The organism is Bacteroides ndongoniae (assembly GCF_900108345.1).
Lineage (GTDB): Bacteria > Bacteroidota > Bacteroidia > Bacteroidales > Bacteroidaceae > Bacteroides > Bacteroides ndongoniae.
In genome coordinates, this window is record NZ_FNVV01000014.1 from 1,065,580 (window position 1) to 1,088,454 (window position 22,875).

Annotated in this window: 13 protein-coding genes; 9 read left to right on the forward strand and 4 right to left on the reverse strand. The window is 47.8% G+C overall.

Annotated elements, in window-relative coordinates; genetic code table 11:
• Positions 1 to 5: 5 nt before the first annotated feature.
• Positions 6 to 650 carry an ATP-binding cassette domain-containing protein gene (locus BQ5591_RS15390; protein ID WP_071150001.1) on the forward strand — a complete coding sequence of 215 codons (645 nt, stop codon included), beginning with the start codon at positions 6 to 8 and terminating at the stop codon, positions 648 to 650.
• 14 nt (positions 651 to 664) lie between these two features.
• Complete coding sequence (locus BQ5591_RS15395; RefSeq protein ID WP_071150002.1) at positions 665 to 1,876, forward strand: hypothetical protein; 1,212 nt, start codon at positions 665 to 667, stop codon at positions 1,874 to 1,876.
• Positions 1,877 to 2,361: 485 nt separating this feature from the next.
• Here BQ5591_RS15395 and BQ5591_RS15400 read toward each other — a convergent pair whose 3' ends face one another.
• Positions 2,362 to 6,462 carry a hybrid sensor histidine kinase/response regulator transcription factor gene (locus BQ5591_RS15400; protein ID WP_071150003.1) on the reverse strand — a complete coding sequence of 1,367 codons (4,101 nt, stop codon included), beginning with the start codon at positions 6,460 to 6,462 and terminating at the stop codon, positions 2,362 to 2,364.
• A 616-nt stretch (positions 6,463 to 7,078) separates the two neighbouring features.
• Between BQ5591_RS15400 and BQ5591_RS15405 the strand changes: the two genes are divergently transcribed.
• The 7 genes from BQ5591_RS15405 to uxuA all read left to right on the forward strand — a co-directional run bounded on the left by BQ5591_RS15405 (position 7,079) and on the right by uxuA (position 17,591).
• The gene (locus BQ5591_RS15405) at positions 7,079 to 8,794 is read left to right on the forward strand and encodes a GH35 family beta-galactosidase (RefSeq protein WP_071150004.1); all 1,716 of its coding nucleotides are present in this window, start codon (positions 7,079 to 7,081) and stop codon (positions 8,792 to 8,794) included.
• A 25-nt stretch (positions 8,795 to 8,819) separates the two neighbouring features.
• The gene (locus BQ5591_RS15410; protein ID WP_071150005.1) at positions 8,820 to 10,535 is read left to right on the forward strand and encodes a sialate O-acetylesterase; all 1,716 of its coding nucleotides are present in this window, start codon (positions 8,820 to 8,822) and stop codon (positions 10,533 to 10,535) included.
• A 29-nt stretch (positions 10,536 to 10,564) separates the two neighbouring features.
• Positions 10,565 to 11,977: an MFS transporter gene (locus BQ5591_RS15415; protein WP_022163889.1), complete on the forward strand. Its 1,413-nt coding sequence runs from the start codon at positions 10,565 to 10,567 to the stop codon at positions 11,975 to 11,977.
• Between the two features lie 101 nt (positions 11,978 to 12,078).
• The gene (locus tag BQ5591_RS15420; RefSeq protein WP_277120256.1) at positions 12,079 to 13,185 is read left to right on the forward strand and encodes an endo-1,4-beta-xylanase; all 1,107 of its coding nucleotides are present in this window, start codon (positions 12,079 to 12,081) and stop codon (positions 13,183 to 13,185) included.
• A 19-nt stretch (positions 13,186 to 13,204) separates the two neighbouring features.
• The gene (locus BQ5591_RS15425) at positions 13,205 to 14,176 is read left to right on the forward strand and encodes a glycoside hydrolase family 43 protein (RefSeq protein ID WP_071150007.1); all 972 of its coding nucleotides are present in this window, start codon (positions 13,205 to 13,207) and stop codon (positions 14,174 to 14,176) included.
• A 125-nt stretch (positions 14,177 to 14,301) separates the two neighbouring features.
• Positions 14,302 to 16,329 carry an alpha-glucuronidase family glycosyl hydrolase gene (locus tag BQ5591_RS15430; RefSeq protein ID WP_071150008.1) on the forward strand — a complete coding sequence of 676 codons (2,028 nt, stop codon included), beginning with the start codon at positions 14,302 to 14,304 and terminating at the stop codon, positions 16,327 to 16,329.
• A gap of 86 nt (positions 16,330 to 16,415) precedes the next feature.
• A complete protein-coding gene (gene uxuA / locus BQ5591_RS15435) occupies positions 16,416 to 17,591 on the forward strand; it encodes a mannonate dehydratase (protein ID WP_071150009.1) in 1,176 nt (391 codons plus the stop codon).
• 138 nt (positions 17,592 to 17,729) lie between these two features.
• Here uxuA and BQ5591_RS15440 read toward each other — a convergent pair whose 3' ends face one another.
• The 3 genes from BQ5591_RS15440 to BQ5591_RS15450 all read right to left on the reverse strand — a co-directional run bounded on the left by BQ5591_RS15440 (position 17,730) and on the right by BQ5591_RS15450 (position 22,847).
• Positions 17,730 to 18,947 (reverse strand): glycoside hydrolase family 88 protein, encoded by a 1,218-nt coding sequence (locus BQ5591_RS15440; RefSeq protein ID WP_071150010.1) that lies wholly within the window; start codon positions 18,945 to 18,947, stop codon positions 17,730 to 17,732.
• Positions 18,948 to 18,979: 32 nt separating this feature from the next.
• Positions 18,980 to 20,629 (reverse strand): glycoside hydrolase family 43 protein, encoded by a 1,650-nt coding sequence (locus BQ5591_RS15445; protein ID WP_071150011.1) that lies wholly within the window; start codon positions 20,627 to 20,629, stop codon positions 18,980 to 18,982.
• A 271-nt stretch (positions 20,630 to 20,900) separates the two neighbouring features.
• Positions 20,901 to 22,847, reverse strand: coding sequence for a glycoside hydrolase family 97 protein (locus tag BQ5591_RS15450; protein WP_071150012.1), 1,947 nt, complete (start codon positions 22,845 to 22,847; stop codon positions 20,901 to 20,903).
• Positions 22,848 to 22,875 lie beyond the last annotated feature (28 nt).

The following is a 22,875-nucleotide window of genomic DNA, read 5'->3' on the forward strand; positions in this document are numbered from 1 at the left end:
AAACAATGAACAATATTCACCTGCGGCAAACACTTCCACAAGTGTTTGCCGACCGTGATGCCATCACCTCTGACATATGGCATCACGACATCACATTCTGCAAAGGGAAGCGTTACCTGATTGAAGCCGCTTCGGGCACAGGCAAATCTTCGCTTTGCAGTTACATCTACGGATACCGGCGCGACTATCAGGGCATCATCAACTTCGATGAACGCAACATACGTTCGCTCTCCGTAAGCGAATGGGGAAACATCCGGCGACACTCACTCAGCATTCTGTTTCAAGAACTGCGCATCTTCCCCGAACTGACGGCACTCGAAAATGTTCTGCTGAAGAACCAGCTGACCCACCATAAAAAGAGAAAGGACATCGTGGCCCTTTTTGAAACATTGGGGATAGCCGACAAAATCGACGTACAAGCCGGCAAACTGTCCTTCGGACAGCAGCAACGGGTAGCTTTTATCCGCAGTCTTTGCCAACCTTTCGACTTCATAATTTTGGACGAACCCGTCAGCCACCTTGACGACGAAAACGGCATCATCATGAGCCGGCTGTTGACAGAGGAAGCCGAACGGCAACAAGCCGGTATCATCGTGACATCAATAGGCAAGCACCTGCCACTGGATTACAACGAAGTATTCAAACTTTAACTCTGAAAGAAACAATGAACAAACTCGTCTGGCGACTTCTTCGTCAACACATCAGCGTGGGACAACTGGCCGGCTTCTTCCTGGCCAATCTGTTTGGCATGACAATCGTCCTGCTAAGCATACAGTTCTATCGCGATGTATTGCCGCTGTTCACCCAAGGGGACAGCTTTATGAAGAAAGAGTATATCATCGCCACCAAAAAAATCAGCACCCTCGGTAGCTTTGCCGGGCGCAGCAATACCTTTACCAAAGAAGAAATCAAGGAACTGCAACAGCAGCCGTTCACCCGCAGCATCGGGGCTTTTACCCCTTCGCTCTTTAAAGTATCAGCCGGGCTGGGTATGCAGGAAGCAGGCATCCACCTGTCTACCGAAATGTTCTTCGAGTCGGTACCCGACGAATATGTAGACGTCAACCTGGACAAATGGCACTTCGATGAAAACAGCCGTACCATCCCCATCATCATCCCGCGCAACTACCTCAACCTCTACAACTTCGGTTTTGCCCAAAGTCGCAGCCTGCCCAAGCTGTCGGAAGGTGTGATGAGCCTGATTCGGATGGACATCATTCTGCGCGGCAACGGACGCGTAGAACAGTATAAAGGCAATATCGTAGGCTTCTCCAACCGCCTGAATACGATACTGGTTCCGCAATCGTTCATGAACTGGGCCAACCAGACTTTTGCTCCCGACCAGGAAGCACAGCCGTCACGGCTGATTGTCGAAGTGAACAACCCAACCGACACAGCCATCGCCGACTACTTCCAGCAAAAGAATTACGAGACCGAAGGCAATAACCTGGATGCCGGAAAGACAACCTACTTCTTACGGCTTATCACTGGCATTGTTATCAGTATAGGACTGTTTATCAGTCTTCTGTCGTTCTACATCCTGATGCTGAGCATATTCCTGCTATTACAGAAGAATACCGTAAAGCTGGAGACCCTGCTGCTCATTGGCTACAGTCCCACGAAAGTAGCCCTGCCGTACGACTTGCTGACCATCGGTCTGAATCTGATTGTACTTCTGCTGTCAGCAGGCGGGGTGATGTGGATTCGCAGTTATTACACAGATACCCTTCAGAATCTGTTCCCGCAACTGGAAACAGGCTCTTTATGGCCTTGCATACTGACGGGAAGCCTGCTGTTTGTCTTTGTTTCGCTGGTCAACATCCTAAGCATACGAAAAAAGGTGAACGACATCTGGAAGAACGGTGCATCCAAATAATTTCAAACTTTTCGGGCACGGACCACAGGACATTTTGCAATGGAATTATCCCTTTTGCAACATCATTCCCCTGTAGTCCGCGCCTTCTTCTATCCGATAAAAAAACCTGCTCTGAACGACGTCTATACGGCTTGTGAACAACACTTGCACGGCTCGCGAGCAACACTTGTACGGCTCACGAGCAACACTTGCACGGCTCACGAGCAACACTTGCACGGCTCACGAGCAACACTTGCACAGCTCACAAGCCATATTTGCAACGCCTGGCACATTGCTTCTTACGCTCTCTAACATTGATTGTTACGCCCTCTGACATTGCTTGTTAAGCACTGCCACATTACACCCTATCAGCCACGACATATACTACCGTCTCAGACAGCATCGGAATCTGATGAGAAAAGAATGGATGGAAGGCGAAAATACATTAAAAGATAAAAGGTTCACGAAGCCTTCACCGCTGTGTATGGTTCCGTAAACCTTTCATCTCAATCTTTTTGATGTTTAATGATGTAGTCTTTAGGAGACAAGCCATACCGTTCTTTGAACGAGTTGGAGAAATGAGACAAACTGGTATAACCCGTAGCATAAGCTATCTCGGAAATAGTCAGCTTTTTATTCTCGGCCAGCAGCTTGGCTGCCTGTTGCAGACGAATATTCTTAATGAAGTCGCGAGCTGAAAGATTTGTCAGTTCCTTCAGCTTCCGATGAATGTGCACTCTGCTCAGTCCGACTTCTGTGGCCAGCAATTCTGCATTCAAGTCGGGATCGGCCAGATGTTCGTTCACCACTTTCATGATTTTCTCCATCAGCTTCTCATCGCCCGACTGCATTTCCAGTTTGTCTATCTTGTCTTCCTGCTGCTGCGTACCGCTAAACTTATTCTTCAGCATCCGACGATTGTGCAGCAAGTTGGCAATCGTTCCTTTCAGTAATTCCGTATTAAACGGCTTCACGACATAGGCATCGGCTCCAATGTCCATGCCTTCCAGACAATCTTCGGGCTTCGACTTTGCCGTCAGCAACACTACCGGAATGTGATTGATATTGGTATTTTGCTTGATTTTGCGACACAACGTAAGTCCGTCCATTTCAGGCATCATTACATCACTGATTATCAGATCGGGCATATCGGTCAGCATCAGTTCGTAGGCTTCCTTGCCATTCACGCAAGTCTGTATCCGGTATTCATCGGCCAACTCATTCTTCAGATAAGTGCGTATCTCCTCTTCGTCTTCTACAATCAGCACTTTCTGGTTGGTCTTGGCTTTAACGTTCTTTTCCTCTTCCGCCTGCAGATCTTCCGGAACTTCGCTCAGTACTTCCGGATGTACACGAGGCTTCAGCGGAACCGGCTCTATCTTCATACTGCTTTCGCCAGCTTCCAGTTCATCGCTACGCAGGTGCGCCGCTCCCATCGGAATACGGATAACAAAACGACTACCCGAAGTGTCTTCCCGATTTTCGGCAAAAATCTCGCCATGATGCAGCAATACCAACGAACGGGACAGGTGCAGACCGATTCCCGTACCAAAGTTAGACTTGGTTACATCGTTGTCTATCTGGTAGAAGCGTTCGAATATACGTTCAATCTTATTCTTGTCGATGCCGATGCCACTATCCGAAACGGTTATCTCAAAATACTCCCTCAAAGCATCCCTACGGGTAGCGTCCTTGCCGGTAGACAGCCGAACCAGCACCTCCCCTTCTTCCGGCGTATACTTAAAGGCATTGGAAAGGATATTCATCAGAATCTTATCAAAGTTATTCAAGTCAATCCAGACTTTCAGTTCAGGCATATCATGCTCGAACGTGAAGTGTATCTTCTTCTTTCGCGCCAGATAATCGAATGTCATCATTACATCGTCGATAAAGCCCACCATATCCGTCTCGCGGAACTTCAGGAACATCTGCCCCTTATCCAGCTTACGAATATCCATCAACTGATTGATCAGGCGCAAAATGCGCTGGGCATTACGATAAATCATCAGGTAAGTCTTATGCAGTTCCGCATCTTTCTTATCGGCAAGCAACTTCTCCAGCGGATTGATGATCAGCATCATCGGTGTACGTATTTCGTGAGAGATGTTGATAAAAAACTGCAGTTTGGCTTCGTTCAGCTGTTCGGCATGTTCACGCTTCATAAGCTCACGGCGATGCCGCATCCGCGAACGGATATGGTTTACAACACCATAGACTAACAGTCCCAACAGGATGCAATAAATGAAATAAGCCCACCAAGTCGCATACCAAGGAGGAGTAATCAGAATTTCGATATTACGTATTTCCGAAAGATTTCCATGATTCAAAGCACGCACCGAGAAAGTATATTTGCCGGGAGGCAAGTTGTTATAAGTCACCAAATTTACCCCCGGTTCGGTCGACAGCCACTTCGATCCCAGTTCCTCAATCTTATACTGGTAAGTTATCTGTTCCGGACTATTATATTGCAAAGTGGAAAAGACAATACTAAACGTATTGTCATCATAAGCCAACTGAAAGCGTTTCGCATCCTGAACACTCCCCTGAATAACCGGCCGACCACCCGATTCGGTATTTTTGCGTACAGGCTGATTGAATATAAAGAAGTCAGTAATGCAAACCTCTGCTGTCTTGGACTCACTACTGATGGCGTCCGGCAAGAAAGCTGTAATACCATTCACACCACCAAAGAAAATCTTTCCCGACGGAGCACGATAAAAAGCTCCGTGCGTGAATTCATTGCCTTGTATTCCATCGCCCGCGTAATAGTTTATGAAACGTTTCTCTACAACATCAAACTTACTGATACCATTGTACGTACTAATCCAGATATTGTGTTGTCCGTCTTCGCACAATCCGCAAATAACATCATTAGACAAACCATCCTTGACGGTAAATTTCTCGATCTCCTCTGTTTTCTTATTAAAACGGAACAGACCACCAGTCGTTCCTGCCCAGATATAACCATTGCTATCTTCCAGCAAGGCATAACCTACGCAGTCGGTTATCAGTGTATTGGATTGCCTATAGTTCAGGAAACTGCCAGTCTGGGGATTAAAGCAACTGATTCCTTTATAATGCGCCAGCCATACAATCCCATCTTTATCACAAAATAAATAGTTTACCCAATCGTTAGCCAACTCATTCCGATTCAAATCGCCCGCTTCGTCCTTGGACGATTCGTAATGCTTCAACTCTTTCGTCTGCAGATTATATCGGTAAAAACCCGAACCCAAAGTTGCGATATACAGGTTTTTCCGTCCATCTTCCGCTATCGACAACACCTTTTTATTACCGATCTGTGGCAGATAGTCACACTTCCCTGTTTTCCTGTCCATTCTGGCCAAGCCACGTGTATACGATCCAACCCAAAAATCTCCGTTCGAATCTTCGTACATACACATCACCGTACTGGCAACAGAACTCGAAGAACCATCCGGCTGATAATGCCGTATACGTTTCCCGTCTATCCCCAGTTCAAACAAGCCTTCATTGTCCGCTCCTACCCATAAATGATAATCACTGTCCTGAAAAACAGACATCACACATCCTTCGCCTATAGGGTTATAATAAGTAGATTTGCTGCCATAATATTCAAAAGGATTTTCCTGCTTCGGTATCAGCATAATTCCTTTCTGAAATAATCCCAACCATAAATTCTTGTCCTTATCTCCCATCATGGCATGAACCTTGCCTTTGGAGAAGTCCATCGGAGCAGAATTTATACTATAATCTTCCAAAGCCTCAAGAGCCGGATTATACGTCTTTATTCCCTGCCCATCGGTACCTACCAGCAACTTGCCGGATACCATCAGCAGACAATATACTGATATAGACTGAGAGCCTTCACAAGGGACAGACACAAACCGGTTGGATTCCTTATCATAGCGCGAAAGGCCCTTTTTAGGCGTTCCGACAAACAAGTTGCCTTGGCTGTCCTCTATGATAGCCGAAATATTATTATCATTTATTTCCGGATATTTAAAAATACGTATTTCTCTTGTTGCCGGTAAATAGCAAATCAAACCATTTCCTTCAGTACCAATCCATATATTACTGTTGGAATCCTCGTAAAAGTTCTGCTGATAGTTGTAATTGGCCTGATGCAATATATTATCCAAAGACAGAGCCTTATCTCCCTGAATGTCTAAACGGAACATACCTTGACCGGTTGTAGTAATCCAGATTTCGCCATTGCGCAATTCACGCATTTGAGTCACGTGCGGATATACTCTGCGACCACCACGCATCATGGGTATTTCGATGAATGTATCAGTGTCACGATCATACTTCATCAACCCATCAATACAGCCTACAAACAGATTTTTCCGACTGTCTTCAAACAACGTATGCACATAGTTATTTTTAATAGAAGTAGAATCACCGGGAATGTGCTTGTAATTGGTAAAGCGTATACCATCAAAACGGTTTAAACCGTATTCTGTTGCAATCCATACAAAACCACGGCTGTCTTGCAGAAGCTTATTCACCAGGCTGCTGGACAATCCGCTTTCCATAGAATAAAAACGACCGGTTTGTGCCATTCCAGGCACAAAAGGAGTGCAAAAGAATATTACAAAGAGAATAATACGAATATATTGGTTCATGGTATAAGGTTTGTGATATCTATAAAAATCGTTCAAAGATAATGCATTTCACCAATATTGAAACATTAAAAAACACAAATGTTACATGGAAGAAAGATTATGTAACGTAGACTAAAGTTTATCCACCAAAATTATAACTTTTCCACAAAAGACAAGCACAAAATGGATCTGAAATCAACGCAAACGACAAACACATATACTCAAAAATAGCATATCATTAGCCTAATAAGATACCCAGATAGTAGCCTAAAATTAGATAATCCTGCCATATTTCACTTACTAAAAAGGTAATAAATTCATCCATAATAAAAAACAGGCCAGGATAAAAGCCCCTAAAAAGAAAAATAGCTACATCAGCCCACTATTTTACCTGCTTCAACAAGCATATTTTTCTAATATTGATATACACTTCGAATACAATAACTATAGCAATGGTAACATCCTATATAAAACACGACTTTTAAGCCGAATGTACTCTATATACAAGAAAATGTAACGTAGAATAAAGTGTATGTTACCTATAGGAATGTTTATGATACATTATTTGAAATGAAATACAAAGCTGATTCGTATCTTTGTAAACAGAGATAACATTAAAATTGATACCTGTATCACCATGAAAAAGACAACCCTACTCCTCCTTTTCATTCTGTTGTCGGCAACCTTATCCACGCAGAAAAGTTCTTTACACAGGGAAGATACATTCACTCAACTCCTTGTCGAGGGAAAACCTTTCCTTATATTAGGAGGTGAACTGGGTAATTCTTCAGCAGCCTGTACACAAGACATTGAGCGTATCTTTCCGAAACTCCAACGGATGGGATTAAATACTGTACTTGTTCCTGCCTACTGGGATTTAATAGAACCCGTAGAAGGACAATATGATTTTACCCTGACCGATAAGGCCATCGAACAGGCTCGGGCAAACAATCTGAAAATAATATTCCTGTGGTTTGGAGCATGGAAAAACTCCATGAGCTGCTACACACCACTATGGTTCAAGACAAACTATAATAAATATCCGCGAGCCATTACTCAAAACGGTAAGCCGTTAGAAATAGCAAGTGCCTTTTCCGACAATGTCCGTCAGGCAGACAACCGGGCTTTCACTGAATGGATGAAACACATAGCCGATGTGGATAAAACACATGGAACAGTCATCATGATTCAAATTGAAAATGAAATAGGTATGCTTGAGAGCGCACGCGACTATTCCCAAGCTGCTAATCAAGCTTTCCAGGCACCGGTTCCAGAGAAATTAATGAATTACCTGCAAAAGAACAAGAAAAAGCTTCATCCGCAGATGCTGAAAAAATGGGAAGCACAAGGCTGTCCCCGACAAGGTAATTGGCAAGCAGTTTTTGGTTCAGATATCTATACGGACGAAATCTTTATGGCATGGCACTATGCCAACTATGTAGAAGAACTGGCCCAAACAGCACGTTCCATATACAACGTACCTTTATATGTCAATGCAGCGATGAACAGTCGTGGCCGCCAACCGGGAGAATATCCTTCAGCCGGTCCGCTGGCACACCTTATTGATATATGGCACTGCGGTGCACCATCTATTGACATTCTTGCCCCTGACCTTTACGATAATGGATTCAAGGATTGGGTTGCCCAATACCATCTGCACAACAATCCACTTTTCATTCCAGAAATCCGACTGGCAGACGATGATGGTGTAAGAGCATTCTATGTATTTGGCGAACACGATGCCATAGGCTTCAGCCCCTTCTCCATCGAGGATGGAAGTGACTCACAGCAGGCTCCTTTAGTACAAAGCTATGGCAAATTAAAGGAAATGATGCCCTTACTCACCCAATACCAAGGAAAAGGAGTCATGAAAGGACTGCTGTTTGACCAGGAAAATAAAGAACGTATTCTGCACAATGACGATCTGGTCATTACATGTCGTCACTATTTCACCCTGCCGTGGGATCCGAGAGCTACCGATGGAAGCAAATGGCCCGAAGGTGGAGGCATCATACTCAAATTAAGTAGCAAAGAATATATTGTAGCCGGCAGTGGAATCGTTGTAGAATTTGCTAAAAGTACAGAAAAGGCATCCGGAAACGCCAAAGAACTGTTAGGCGAAGATGGCTTCAAACTAAAAGGTGAAAACGAGCAACACAGCTACACTGAATCAAAGAAGTTCCAAGGAAAACGCTGTGGACTCGGTTCCGTTGATGAAATCCAAATCAATCCTGACGGTAGTTTCGGGTATATTCGCCGCTTAAACGGCGATCAGACCCACCAAGGTCGTCATGTCCGTATTAGTGTTGGGGACTTCAAAATATTACATGTAAAATTATACGAATACGAATAACAAACAAGTAAAATATATAAGAAACATGCATAAAAATAAAGTTTATATTAAGTTTAGGTTAGGAGTTGCAGTGTTACTTTGCCTTTGCTCTGCCTCAATGGCAGAAGCAAAGGTGAAGTTGCCTGCTCTTATTTCCGACGGTATGGTGTTGCAACGCGAACAAACCGTCAAAGTATGGGGAACTGCCGATGCGGGCGAAACCGTCACAGTCAGATTTTTAAAAGGAAAATCGGCTGATAACGTAAAAATAGCCCTTCCTTCTATAACAAAAGGTGGTAAACTAAAAGATACATTTACTGCAACAGCCGACAATTCCGGAAAATGGAGCATTACACTTCCTCCCATGAAAGCAGGAGGCCCTTATCTCATGTCAGTAAACGACATCGAAATCAAAGACATTCTGATAGGTGATGTATGGCTTTGCTCCGGGCAATCCAATATGGAATTGCCTGTCAGTCGGGTTACCGATATGTTTGCCGAAGAAATTGCATCTTACAACAACGATAAGATTCGCCACATCATCATTCCCAAAGTATACAATTTCCATGCACCGCAGGAAGACACACCTCAAACAAGCTGGAAAGCACTGAATCAACAGAATGTGATGCAATTCTCTGCCTTGGCCTACTTCTTTGCCAAAGCATCCTACGAGAAGAATGGCATTCCGGTAGGACTTGTCAATTCAAGCTGGGGCGGCACTCCTGTTGAAGCATGGATCAGTGAAGAAGGTCTGAAAGAATTTCCACTGTACATTAACGACAAACGCCAATACGAAGACGACGCTTTCTGTGCACATATAAAAAAGGTAGAAAGTGAAAACTTCAGCCGTTGGAATCGGTCGCTTTATTTGGGTGATGCCGGTTTGCACGAATCTACTCCATGGTATGCCACCGATTACGACGACAGCCATTGGAAAAACGTCGACATGTTTTCTGCCGACTGGAGCAACAACGGACTAAATCCCATAGGCGGCTCACATTGGTTACGCAAAGACGTTGATATACCACAAAATTATAGCGGCAAGGAAGCTATCCTGCGTTTAGGCTGTATTGTTGATGCCGATTCGGTCTATGTCAATGGACAGTTTGTCGGAACAACAGGTTATCAATATCCGCCACGTATATACAAAATACCTGCCGGATTACTGAAAGCCGGCAAGAACAATGTTACCGTCCGCCTCATCAGCAATGGCGGCCAACCGAGCTTTGTTCCGGAAAAGCCATACAAGATCATTATTCCCTCAGAAGGACAAAACGAAGAAATCAGCCTAGAAGGTACATGGAAATACCGTCTTGGTGCTCCCATGCCCAACGCACCAAGCATGATGTTCTTCTGCTACAAGCCAGTTTGTCTGTACAACGCCATGATAGCCCCCTTAAAAAACTACACTTTCAACGGAGTAATATGGTATCAGGGAGAATCGAATGTATCACGGCGTAACGAATATGCATCTTTGCTGACAGCCATGATAGCAGACTGGCGACGCACTTTCAACCGCCAGGACCTGCCGTTCTATATTGTCGAATTGGCAGACTTCCTTTCCAAAGACGATATTGACGGACGCAAAGCCTGGGCTGAAATGAGGCAGGAACAAGCCAAGGCAGCCAAACAGAATACTCATACTACTCTCATCAAAAACAGAGACTTGGGTGAATGGAATGATATCCATCCATTAAACAAGAAAACATTGGGTGAGCGTGTAGCAGATGCAGCCTTAAAACAAACTGACGACAAAAAATAAACAGTGCAAATACTAAAAAATAAATATCTATGGAATCTATTGCAAAAACAAACGAAGAATCAAAAGGATTCTACAAACTTTCCTGGCTTCAACGCATAGGATTCGGCTCGGGAGACCTAGCCCAAAACCTTATCTATCAGACAGTCTGCATGTACTTGCTGATATTTTATACCAACGTATACGGTCTGAAACCCGAAGTGGCAGCTTTCATGTTCCTGATAGTTCGCGTAGTCGATGTTTTATGGGACCCGCTGGTAGGTGCTTTTGTCGACAAGCACAATCCCCCGCTGGGTAAATACCGTTCTTATCTGGTATTGGCAGGTATTCCCCTTACAGGCTTTGCCATTCTTTGCTTTTGGAACGGTTTCTCCGGCTCTTTGGTTTATGCTTACATTACCTATGTAGGACTGTCCATGCTTTATACATTAATTAATGTACCTTATGGTGCCCTCAACGCATCGCTGACTCGCGACACCGACGAAATCACGACATTGACCAGTGTGCGTATGTTCCTGGCCAACACTGGCGGACTGGCGGTAGCTTATGGTATTCCCAAAATTGTAGCAGCCATTTCACCAGACGGAATGACCAATACTACAACCAGTGCCCATGCCTGGTTCATCACAATGACCATTTATGGCATAGTCGGACTGGCTCTGCTCATATTCTGCTTCACACAATGCCGCGAACGTGTCGTTATGGATGCCAAAGAAACCGAAAACGTGAAGGTATCCGACCTCTGGGTCGAGTTCAAACGCAACAAGCCTCTGCGTGTACTGGCATTCTTCTTCATCACAGCATTTGCCATGATGGCGGTAGGCAACTCAGCAGGATCCTATTACATGATTTATAATGTAAAAGGTACCAGTGACCAAATGGCCAATTTCATGGCATTAGGTTCTATTCCGGCTTTCATTTTCATGCCACTGGTTCCCTGGATTAAACGGAAAATCGGAAAGCGTGCCATGTTCAATGTATTCTTATCCGTCGCCATTATCGGTATGGCCATGCTTTATGTGATATCGATGACTCCATCGCTGAAAACTCAAATCTGGCTGGTTTATGTAGCACAGTTCATCAAGTCAACAGGTGTTATCGTAGCTACCGGATACATGTGGGCGCTTGTACCCGAAGTAATCTCATATGGAGAATATACTACCGGCAAACGTATATCAGGCATTGTCAACGCCCTGACCGGAATCTTCTACAAGGCCGGTATGGCATTGGGAGGTGTAGTGCCCGGACTGGTATTGGCATATGTAGGTTTCGATCAGGAAAATGCTGTCAGCCAATCTCCTTTTGCAGAACAAGGCATCCTTTGGCTGGTAGCCGTTATTCCTGCTATTCTGTTGGCTCTGGCTATGTTCATCATTTCCAAGTACGAGCTGAGCGACGAGAAGATCGATGAAATAAATAAAGAAATCGAATTGCGTCATAAATAAAACAGCCTAGTAAACAAGAGAAAGGTACTCACAAATTTTACTAATTATAATTTTATCGTATCATGAAAATTACGCATGTTATTTTAACATTGTTCGCATCTATGCTAGTAGTTTCCTGCGGCAATGGGAAACAGGCAACTATTACGGAAGAGCCTGCTTTGAAAGATGTTTTTGGCGATAAATTTCTGGTAGGCGTAGCTGTCAACGTCCGCCAGTCGTCAGAAGTAGATACAGCCTCAGTGAAAATCATCAAAAAACACTTCAATTCGATTGTGGCAGAAGACTGCATGAAGAGTGCCAATATCCATCCCGAAGAAGACCGTTACAACTTTGAGCAAGCTGACCAGTTTGTGAAATTCGGACAAGAGAATAACATGGCCATCATCGGACACTGCCTCATCTGGCATTCGCAGCTTGCACCTTGGTTCTGTGTCGATCAGAAAGGAAACAACGTATCGGCCGAGGTGCTGAAGCAACGGATGAAAGACCACATTACTACTATTGTTACCCGATACAAAGGAAAAATCAAAGGATGGGACGTCGTTAATGAAGCCATTGAAGAAGACGGCTCCTATCGTAAAACCAAATTCTACGAAATATTGGGCGAAGAATACATTCCCCTCGCTTTCCAATATGCCCACGAAGCTGACCCCGATGCTGAGTTATATTACAACGATTACGGAATGAACGTTCCCGGACGACGTGATGCTGTAGTCAAACTGGTAAATTCGCTGAAAGCAAAAGGTCTTCGCATTGATGCTGTAGGTATGCAGGGACACATGGGAATGGACTATCCTACCATAGAAGATTTCGAAGCAAGTATGCTCGCTTTTGCAGGAACCGGCGTAAAGGTAATGATTACAGAATGGGACATGAGTGCCCTGCCTACTGTAAAACGGAGTGCCAATATCTCGGATACAGTTACTTTCCGAAAAGCGATGAACCCTTATCCCGAAGCTCTGCCCGACTCGGTATCCGCCGTATGGAACGCACGCATGAAAGCATTCTTCAACCTCTTCCTGAAACATGCCGACATCGTAGAGCGTGTAACTGCCTGGGGAGTAAGCGATGGTGATTCCTGGAAAAACAATTTCCCGGTACGCGGACGCAAGGAATATCCCCTGCTGTTCGACCGCAACTACGAGATGAAACCATTCCTGAAAGAACTGATAAACGAAAACAAGACAACTGAAAACCAACCAAAATAACCTTTAAAAACAACGCATTATGGAAAAAGAAAAAAGATACTTATTCCCGGCCGACTACATGGCCGACCCATCGGTACATGTATTCAACGACCGTATCTACATTTACCCTTCGCACGATTGGGAATGCGCCAATGTTGAAAACGACAACGGCGACCAATATGTAATGAAGGACAGTCACGTACTTTCGACCGACGATCCCATGCACGGCGAAGTTATCGACCATGGCAAGGCACTCGACATTGCCGACATTCCTTGGGCTGGCCGCCAGCTGTGGGACAGCGATGTGGCCGAAAAAGACGGCAAGTATTACCTGTACTTCCCGCTGAAGGACAAGACCGATATCTTCCGTATCGGTGTAGCCATCGGCGACCGTCCCGAAGGTCCGTTCATTCCCCAGCCCGATCCTATCCGCGGCAGCTACAGTATCGACATTGCCGTACTGAAAGAAGGGGAAGATTACTACATGTATTTCGGCGGCATCTGGGGCGGACAACTCCAACGCTACAAGGACAACAAAGCCTTGGAAATCCCCGAACTGCCCGAAGGCGATCAACCTGCTTTGCCAAGCCGCGTGGTTAAGCTGAGCAAAGACATGCTTCAATTTGCCGAAGAACCACGTCCGGTACTGGTAGTAGACGAAAACGGCGAGCCGCTGAAAGCCAACGACCCGCACCGCTTCTTCGAAGCCAGCTGGATGCACAAGTACAATGGCAAATACTACTTCTCTTACTCTACAGGCGATACTCACATGCTGTGCTATGCCATTGGTGACAATCCTTACGGTCCCTTTACCTACCAGGGAGTTATCCTGACGCCTGTTGTTGGTTGGACAACCCACCACTCCATCGTAGAATACAAAGGTAAGTGGTATCTGTTCCATCACGACAGTGTGCCCTCAGGCGGAAAGTCATGGCTCCGCAGCCTGAAAGTGTGCGAACTGGAGTACGACGAAAACGGCCGCATCCTGACCATCGACGGAGGAGGCGAATAAGCAGACGTCCCTGTCAGTAATATATAAGAGTGCATAACTTCAGCCGGCCATCCGGAAAACTGCCTGTGACCGAAAGAAGCTATGCACTCTCTGTTTGGTAAACCAATCCTTAATGATACAAAAGCATGAAACATAAAATCTATCTTCTTATAGGTCTCCTGTTGTCCTCATTCTCGATCTTGCAGGCCGAAGACGGAAGCCGTCTGTGGCTCCGGCAACCACAGAATGCGCATGCACAAGTCACAGCCAACAAGCAATCGCCTACCATCGGCCTTGCTACGCGGGAATTGCAGCAGGCGTGGCAAGGAGCACCTGTAACCCTTGAACTGAAAAAGGACAAGCAACTGGACAAAGACGGATTCCGCATCCGGCACACTTCGGACGGACTAACCATTACCTCGCCCGACGAAATCGGTCTTCTGTATGGTACCTACCACCTGCTCCGATTACAGGCCCTTCAAAGCAACGACCTGAAAACAGACAACGAAATTATCGAAAACCCGGCCTACCAGCTCCGCATCCTCAACCATTGGGACAATATGGACCGCACCATCGAACGCGGATATGCCGGCAAATCACTTTGGAACTGGGACGAACTGCCCAACACTCTTTCCGACCGCTATGAAGCCTATGCACGCGCCAATGCCTCCATCGGCATCAACGGCACAGTGCTGAACAACGTAAACGCATCTCCACAAATATTATCTGCCGAATACCTGCAAAAAGTAAAAGCCCTGGCCGACGTCTTCCGCCCGTATGGCATACGGGTATACCTGTCTGTCAACTTTGCTTCTCCTATGGTACTCGACAGCCTGCCCACCGCCGATCCTTTGGACAAAGAAGTCATCCGCTGGTGGAAAAACAAAACCAAAGAAATCTACAAACTGATCCCCGACTTCGGCGGATTCTTAGTGAAAGCTAACTCCGAAGGCCAGCCCGGCCCTTGCGACTTCGGGCGCACTCATGCCGAAGGTGCCAACATGCTGGCCGATGCTCTGAAGCCTTATAAAGGTATTGTCATGTGGCGCGCTTTCGTCTACAGTCCCTCGGATGCCGACCGCGCCAAACAGGCCTATCTCGAATTCCAGCCACTGGACGGACAGTTCCGTCCGAACGTCATCGTACAGGTCAAGAACGGCCCGGTCGATTTCCAGCCACGCGAACCCTATAGCCCGCTGTTCGGAAGTATGAAGCATACGTCCCTGATGGCCGAATTCCAGATTACACAGGAGTATCTGGGACACTCCAACCACATTGCCTACCTGGCTCCCATGTGGGAAGAGTTCTTCCAATTTGTACCTGCCACTTCGCAGAAAGCCATTGCCGGCGTCAGCAACATCGGTACGGACGCCAACTGGTGCGGACATCCCTTTGCGCAAGCCAACTGGTACGCCTTCGGCCGTCTGGCATGGAATCCGCAACTCGGTTCCGACGAGATTGCAGACGAATGGCTGAAGCAAACTATTTATAAGGAAGGAGTAACGGACATCAGCCCGATTCATACCGACCTGAAGAAGATGATGCTCGAAAGCCGCGAAGCCGTTGTCGACTATATGATGCCACTTGGTCTGCATCACCTCTTTGCCTGGGGACACCACTATGGTCCCGAGCCCTGGTGTAAAGTGCCCGGCGCACGCCCCGACTGGTTGCCGAGCTATTATCACAAAGCCGACGCACAAGGAATCGGTTTCGACCGCAGCTCGACAGGCAGCAACGCCGTAGCACAATATCCCGACTCGCTGGCCCGCCTCTACAACAACCTCGCCACCTGTCCCGAAGAATACCTGCTGTGGTTCCACCACGTACCCTGGAGGCACACAATGAAGAGCGGCCGTACCCTTTGGGACGAATTGTGCCGCCACTACGATGCCGGTGTGCAACAGGTCAAAAAGTTCCAGAAGACATGGGACAAAGCCGAGGCGTTTGTCGATGCAGACTGCTTCAAGGATGTACAGTCGCGCCTGAAAATCCAGGCACGCGATGCCGTCTGGTGGAAAGACGCTTGTCTGCTCTACTTCCAACAATTCTCGCAAATGCCCATACCCTACGACATCGAACGCCCCATACACGAGTTGGACGACTTGGAGAAAGTACAACTCGGTATCAGCAACTACGAATGTCCTTCGGGAGAACTGCTGAACCGCAACAGATAAAGATAGCCACCGTAAGATGACTGACTTTAGAAAACTGTGATTATATTTGCATCGTTAAACCCACAAAACAATAAATATAATATAGTATGGAAAAGACTTGGAGATGGTTTGGTAAGAAAGACAAAATCACGCTCGATATGCTGCGCCAGATTGGCGTAGAAGGTATTGTCACCGCTCTGCACGATGTGCCCAACGGTGAAATCTGGACTCTGGAGGCCATCAACAACCTGAAAAGTTACATCGAAGCGCACGGCCTGCGCTGGTCGGTGGTAGAAAGCCTGCCCGTATGCGAGGCTATCAAATACGCCGGTCCCGAACGGGAACAACTGATTGAAAACTACAAAGTAAGTCTGGCCAATCTGGGCAAGGCTGGCATCAAGACCGTATGCTACAACTTCATGCCGGTCATCGACTGGATACGCACCGACCTGCAACACCCTTGGGCCGACGGGACTTCTTCCCTTTACTTCGACCGCATCCGCTTTGCCTACTTCGACGTCAAGATTCTGCAACGCGAAGGAGCCGAAGCCGACTATACCGCCGAAGAATTGCAGAAGGTGGCCGAACTGGACAAAACCATTACCGAAGCCGAAAAGGACGAACTGATTGATACCATCATCGTCAAGACACAAGGCTTCGTCAACGGCAACATCAAGGAAGGCGACAAGAACCCCGTGAACATCTTCCGCAACCTGCTGGCTTTGTACAAAGGCATCGACCGCGATGCCCTGCGCGAGAACATGCGCTACTTCCTGGCAGCCGTTATGCCGGTGTGCGATGAATACGGTGTCAACATGTGCGTTCACCCCGACGATCCTCCCTTCCAGGTGCTGGGTCTGCCACGCATCGTAACGGACGAGGCCGACATCGAATGGTTCCTGCAAGCTGTGGACAATCCGCACAACGGACTGACCTTCTGCGCCGGCTCGCTCAGTGCAGGCGAACAGAACGACACCCGCGAACTGGCCCGCAAGTTTGCCAAGCGTACCCACTTTGTCCACCTGCGCAGTACCAAAGCCATGCCGGGCGGCAACTTCATCGAAAGCTCGCACCTCGAAGGACGCGGACATCTGATCGACCTGATCCGCATCTTCGAGCAGGAGAACCCCGCACTGCCCATGCGCGTAGACCACGGACGCACCATGCTGGGCGACGAAGCCAAAGGCTACAATCCGGGATACTCCTTCCACGGACGTATGCTGGCCCTGGCCCAAGTCGAAGGAATGATGGCTGTAGTCCGCGACGAACTCAGTCGGAAATAAGGTACAGATACCCCTTTTATAAAACACTTGTACGGCTCGTGAGCGACACTTGCATGGCTCGCGAGCCGTACTTGTGTTGTTCACGAGCCGCACTTGTGTGGCTCACCACCCCCTCCAGAAGTCTCAGAAAGGCATCTTTCAGAACAGTGGTTTCCCCTCTTCCAGTTTCTTCAGCCTCAGTAAAGCCTCGATGTAATAATAGTCTGCATAAATAATGGAAGCATCTATCTCCGACTTCGCAGGCCAGTGCCCTGTTGAGTGCAGCAGAAAGGCTGTATTGGTCTTCCTGCTTTGATACTTCTCCGAGCTAAGGCTGGTCAGCATCCGCACGGCAGAATCCTTGTATGCACTTCCCCGTTCGGCAGGCAAGTAAGTGGACAACTCCAACAAAGCCGAAGCAACCACCGCGGCAGCCGACGCGTCACGCGGAGCCTCGGGAATGGACGGATCGTCGAAATCCCAATAAGGTACAGCATCTTCCGGAAGGCGCGACAGGTAAACATCGGCTACTTTCTGCACAAAGTCCAGATAACGAACATCTTTCGTCTCTCGATACATCACCGTAAAACCGTAGATGGCCCATGCCTGTCCACGTGCCCACATGGTGTTGTCTCCGTAACCCTGGTGAGTCACTCCGCGCAGGAATTCACCGCTCAGCGTGTCGTATACAGCCACATGATAGGACGTATAGTCCGGACGGAACTGATACTTCATGGTACGGTCGGCATGCGATATCGCTATGTCGGCCAGGTAAGGGTTGCCTCCGTTTTTCGATGCCCAGAACAACAGTTCCAGATTTATCATGTTGTCCATAATCGTGTTATATCCGCCAAACATCTGCACATTGCGCGGCCACGACAGTATGGTGCCTGCTTTGGGGCGGAACAAAGTGGCCAACGTATCGGCTGTATCCAGAATCACCTGTTTGTACTCCGGATTGCGGGTCAAACGATAGCCGTTGCCATAGCTGCAAAATACCAGAAAACCCAGATCATGATCGTAGGCCGGTTTCTCGGACAGAAACTTCAGCGAAGCCGTAAACTTCTCGGCTTCCTGACGGATGCTTTCGTCCTGCGTATACTCATAATCGTACCACAGCACACCGGGCCAGAAACCACTGCACCATTCTTCGCTGGTTGCCTTACGGCAGTTCCATCGTGTTTCACCTTGCAGGATATTACGGGGCATCATCGTGTAATCCGTCACTCCGTTTTCATCCTTCAGGTCTTTCAGCGTACGTTCTACCTGACGGCTGCAATAGTCCAACTCATTGTCCGCACTGAATGTACGGTCGGAAACCGAGCAAGCCGCCAGCAGAAACATCCCCATGCTCATCCCAAAAACTAAATTCTTCATACCTTTTTCAAACTTTAATCTTTATATATCTTTCATTTACTCACACGAAACCAGTCAACGTCTACCCAGCCACGTTCCTTGCCATAAGGAGTAACGCTGAACAGGCCTACCTTAGCACCGATCCATTTCCCTTGCCGGGCCGTAAACGGTGCCCCTGCTTGCATAAACTTCTTGCCGTCGAGGCTGTAATAGAAGCGGCATACAGCTCCCTTGCCTACCTGCACACGCAAAAAAATGTCACGCTCATAGTTGGGATGCAGTCCGGCCTCAAACTTCCGGCTCACCGGTACTTCGGCCAGGGTGACAACCGTCTCCGGCATGCCCTGTTCGGCATCCTTGCAGACGGTTTGCTTCAGCACAAATGCTTCTCCCTGCTTTTCCACACCGATGCGGCAATAGTCCCAACCCATCACTATCAGGCCCGACTGCTGTCCGTCGTCCTTGGCCGATACCTTCAGTTTAGTGGTGACAGTAAACTCCTCGGCCGGAAACTTCTGCAACAGCAGGTTGGGCACCTCCCAACAGTTCACGAAGTGCTCCGACAGGATGTGCGAGTAAATACGAATATATCCCAGATCGGAAGTAAAGCCAAAACAATCCTGATAATTGGCATGCCACTCCCACTGCAGTCCCAGCTTGCGCGAATCAAACTCATCACTTTCCACCGGAGTCTGTACCGGCCAGTTGCGTCCTACATCCGGCTTGCGATGCCGCTTCATCGGCTCGCCACAACCATCTCCATCCTTGTCTGTCCCGATGACAGGCCAATTGTCTTTCCACTCCACCGGGTTCAGATGGATAACACGTCCGTAGGCACCTTTATCCTGAAAGTGTACGAACCACGACTCACCGGCGCGGGTTTTCACCCAGCCTCCCTGATGCGGACCGTTGATGTCGGTACTTCCCTGTGCCATGACGATTTTCGATTCGTACGGACCATACACATGTTTCGAGCGCAAGGCTATCTGCCAGCCTTCAACCACTCCGCCTGCCGGAGCCAATATATAGTAATACCCATTGTTTTTATAGAATTTTGCGCCTTCCACCGTATGGTTCACTCCGTCGTTACCGTCGAACACCAGTACCGGTTCGCCAATTACCTGCGTACCTTCCGCATTCATCTCGCAAATGGTAATGATGCTGTTGAATCCAGCCCGACTGCCTGCCCAGGCATGAGCCAGATACACCTTTCCGTCCTCGTCCCATAAAGGCGAAGGATCAATCATTCCCCGACCGGCTTTCACCAGTATCGGCTTCTCCCACTCGCCTTTGGGGTCTTTGGTCTTCACCATAAAGATTCCCCAGTCCGGATCGCCCCAATAGATGTAGAATTCGCCGTTATGATGACGGATGCAGGGCGCCCAGACACCTTTTCCGTGCTGTGGTTTGCGGTAAAAATCCTTCGGTTCCACCTCCTTCAGGGCATAGTTGACCAATTGCCAGTTGACCAGATCCTTGGAGTGCAGAATAGGCAAACCCGGCGTACACTGAAAGCTGGAAGCCGTCATGTAGAAGTCATCGCCTACCGCACACACGTCGGGGTCAGAATAATCGGCATGAAGCACCGGATTGACATACGTTCCGTCCGACTGATCGGACACCCATACGTCCGATACGTATTGTGCTTCCGCATTCATTTGCCAACTACCCAACAGGGCCAGTACCATTATCAGTCTTTTCATATTCTGTTATCTCTAAAATTGTTCTGTGTCTGATGTCATCCGGGGATGTGTCAAAATAAAGAATCACTTTCCTTTAGGAACGGATTACACGGGAATTCACGGATTATTCTTGTTCTTTCCCCGTATATTCCGTGTAATCCGTGCCTAAAAGTCAGCCCCTCCTCATATCTGCTCTATTCAGCATCCTTACACGATATAATACGAATAACAAAGCCCGGACACTCAACGCCGCATACAAATAAAACCAGCATCGAACAAACCGTCCGTTCCGTTACAGTTTCATGTTCTTCCGATACTTCTTATACTTCCCGGTCTCTTCCCCTGTGGCCGGCACCAGACGGATGGCAGCTCCGCCACGGGGCTGTAAGGTGAAATGCAGACGTTGCGAGGCATCTACCAGCAAATAAGTACACCGCACGTGTGTCCGCGTCTTTACCTCTTCCCCGCCATCGGTATAAATATAGGCCAGATACGGCTTGCCTTTGTCCAGAAACGAAAGGTTTACTGTCTGTTGCGAACCTTCGTTGTTGGTCATGGCGGCTACAAACCATTCTTCTCCCTTACGTCGCGCCATCACGATGCCTTTTCCCGGCTCACCCGAAAGCACTTTGGAGTCGTCGAACACCGTCTGAAGATGTTCGAACCATTCTATCTCGGGTTCGCCCTGATAGAAGGAAGGACGGTCGTACCAGAAAATCGTCTGCAAAGGACTGTAAAAGATCAGCGACGCAGCCAGCTGATGGGCATGTGTGTTCTTCAGCCGTTTGTCGTAGTAACAGATCGTATAGTCGGCCGCCCCGTTTATCATGCGGGTGAAAGGAAGGATGGTGTTGTGTGTAGCATCGGGAAACTCCTCGTTGCCACAGATGCCTTCCTGTGTCAGCAGATTCGGATAGGTACGGCTGAAACCCGAAGGACGAAACTCGTCGTGAATGTTCATCAACAAATGATTCTCGGCAGCCAGACGAACCAAGTCGTGCAACCACGTGGCCCAGCGATGGCTGGCATACTGCACAAAGCCCGACTTGACACCGACAATGCCCCACTCGCGCAACAACGGAAAAAGTTCGCGTGCCTGTTTCATCAGTGCGTGCTGGTTGACGTACAGCCAGATGCCCACACCTTTTTCCCTACCGTAAGCCACCACACGCGGCATGTCGACTTCGGGCACTACCTTTGTCGCATCGCCATCGTGCGAAGTGCAGGGCATGTACCACTTCCAGTCGAACAGCATGTAAGGAATGCAATGTTCCGCACAGAAGTCGATGGTGGCTATGGCTCCTTCAGTCGTAATAGTTGTTTCACGCATAATTTTGCCCGGCTTCACCCATTGGTCGGCATCGGCTATTGCACAGGGAGGATTCAGATTCTGTATGATGTCGTTATGCTCCAGCAGGTCGCCCGGACGGTCGGCTGCCATAATCACTTTCCAGGGTGTGGCATAGTAGGTCACGATGTCCACAGGACTGTACATGACAGAAGTAAGCGTATTGCTCTTCTTGTCCGAAGCGACAAACTTGGTCAGACACCAGTCATCCACATCGGCATCGGTCAGGGCAGCCCATACTCCTCCGGGCAGTTCCAATGTCAGTGCTCTTTCTACCGGACGTCGGATATCCCCTACGGCTAAACGTTCGAACCGTGCCTGCGCCCACTCTTCGGCCCATGCCATGCTTCCGGCCGGAAAAGTGTATTCCGTCAGGTCGGCCACCACCTTGTGGAAAATGGCTTTCGGATGCTCCGGAAAATAATAGCGGAAAGCAATTCCCTCGTTGTAAGCCCGTACTTCGATATTCAGCCGGTATTGCGATCCATCTTTCTTCGAAAGATACATTGTAGCCGAACGGTAACAGTCGCGCACCGTGCTTCGTTCCCCATAAAGCGGATGCCAGGTACGGTCGGCCAAAGGGAAATAACTCACCGAGTCGACTTCCAGATTGTCCATCCAGCAGTCTGGCTGCTTCAGGCTACGTTCGCCAAGTGCCATTTCCCACACACGGTTGTCCATATCGAGTCCGGCACGCGACTCACCGAGCACCGTTTTTCCTTTATAATCCACCCGGTAACACAGTTCGTTGACTCCCGGTGACACTGTCTTCTGCCAGAAAGCGATACGATGTGTTCCGTCGGGCGAAGCAAGTTGCAAGTCTTTCTCTTCACCGGCCCATAATGCAGTGGCAGTAGCCAATGTCCACAGAAATAATCCTATTCTTTTCATATCTCAACTTATATTTAATCCACACATA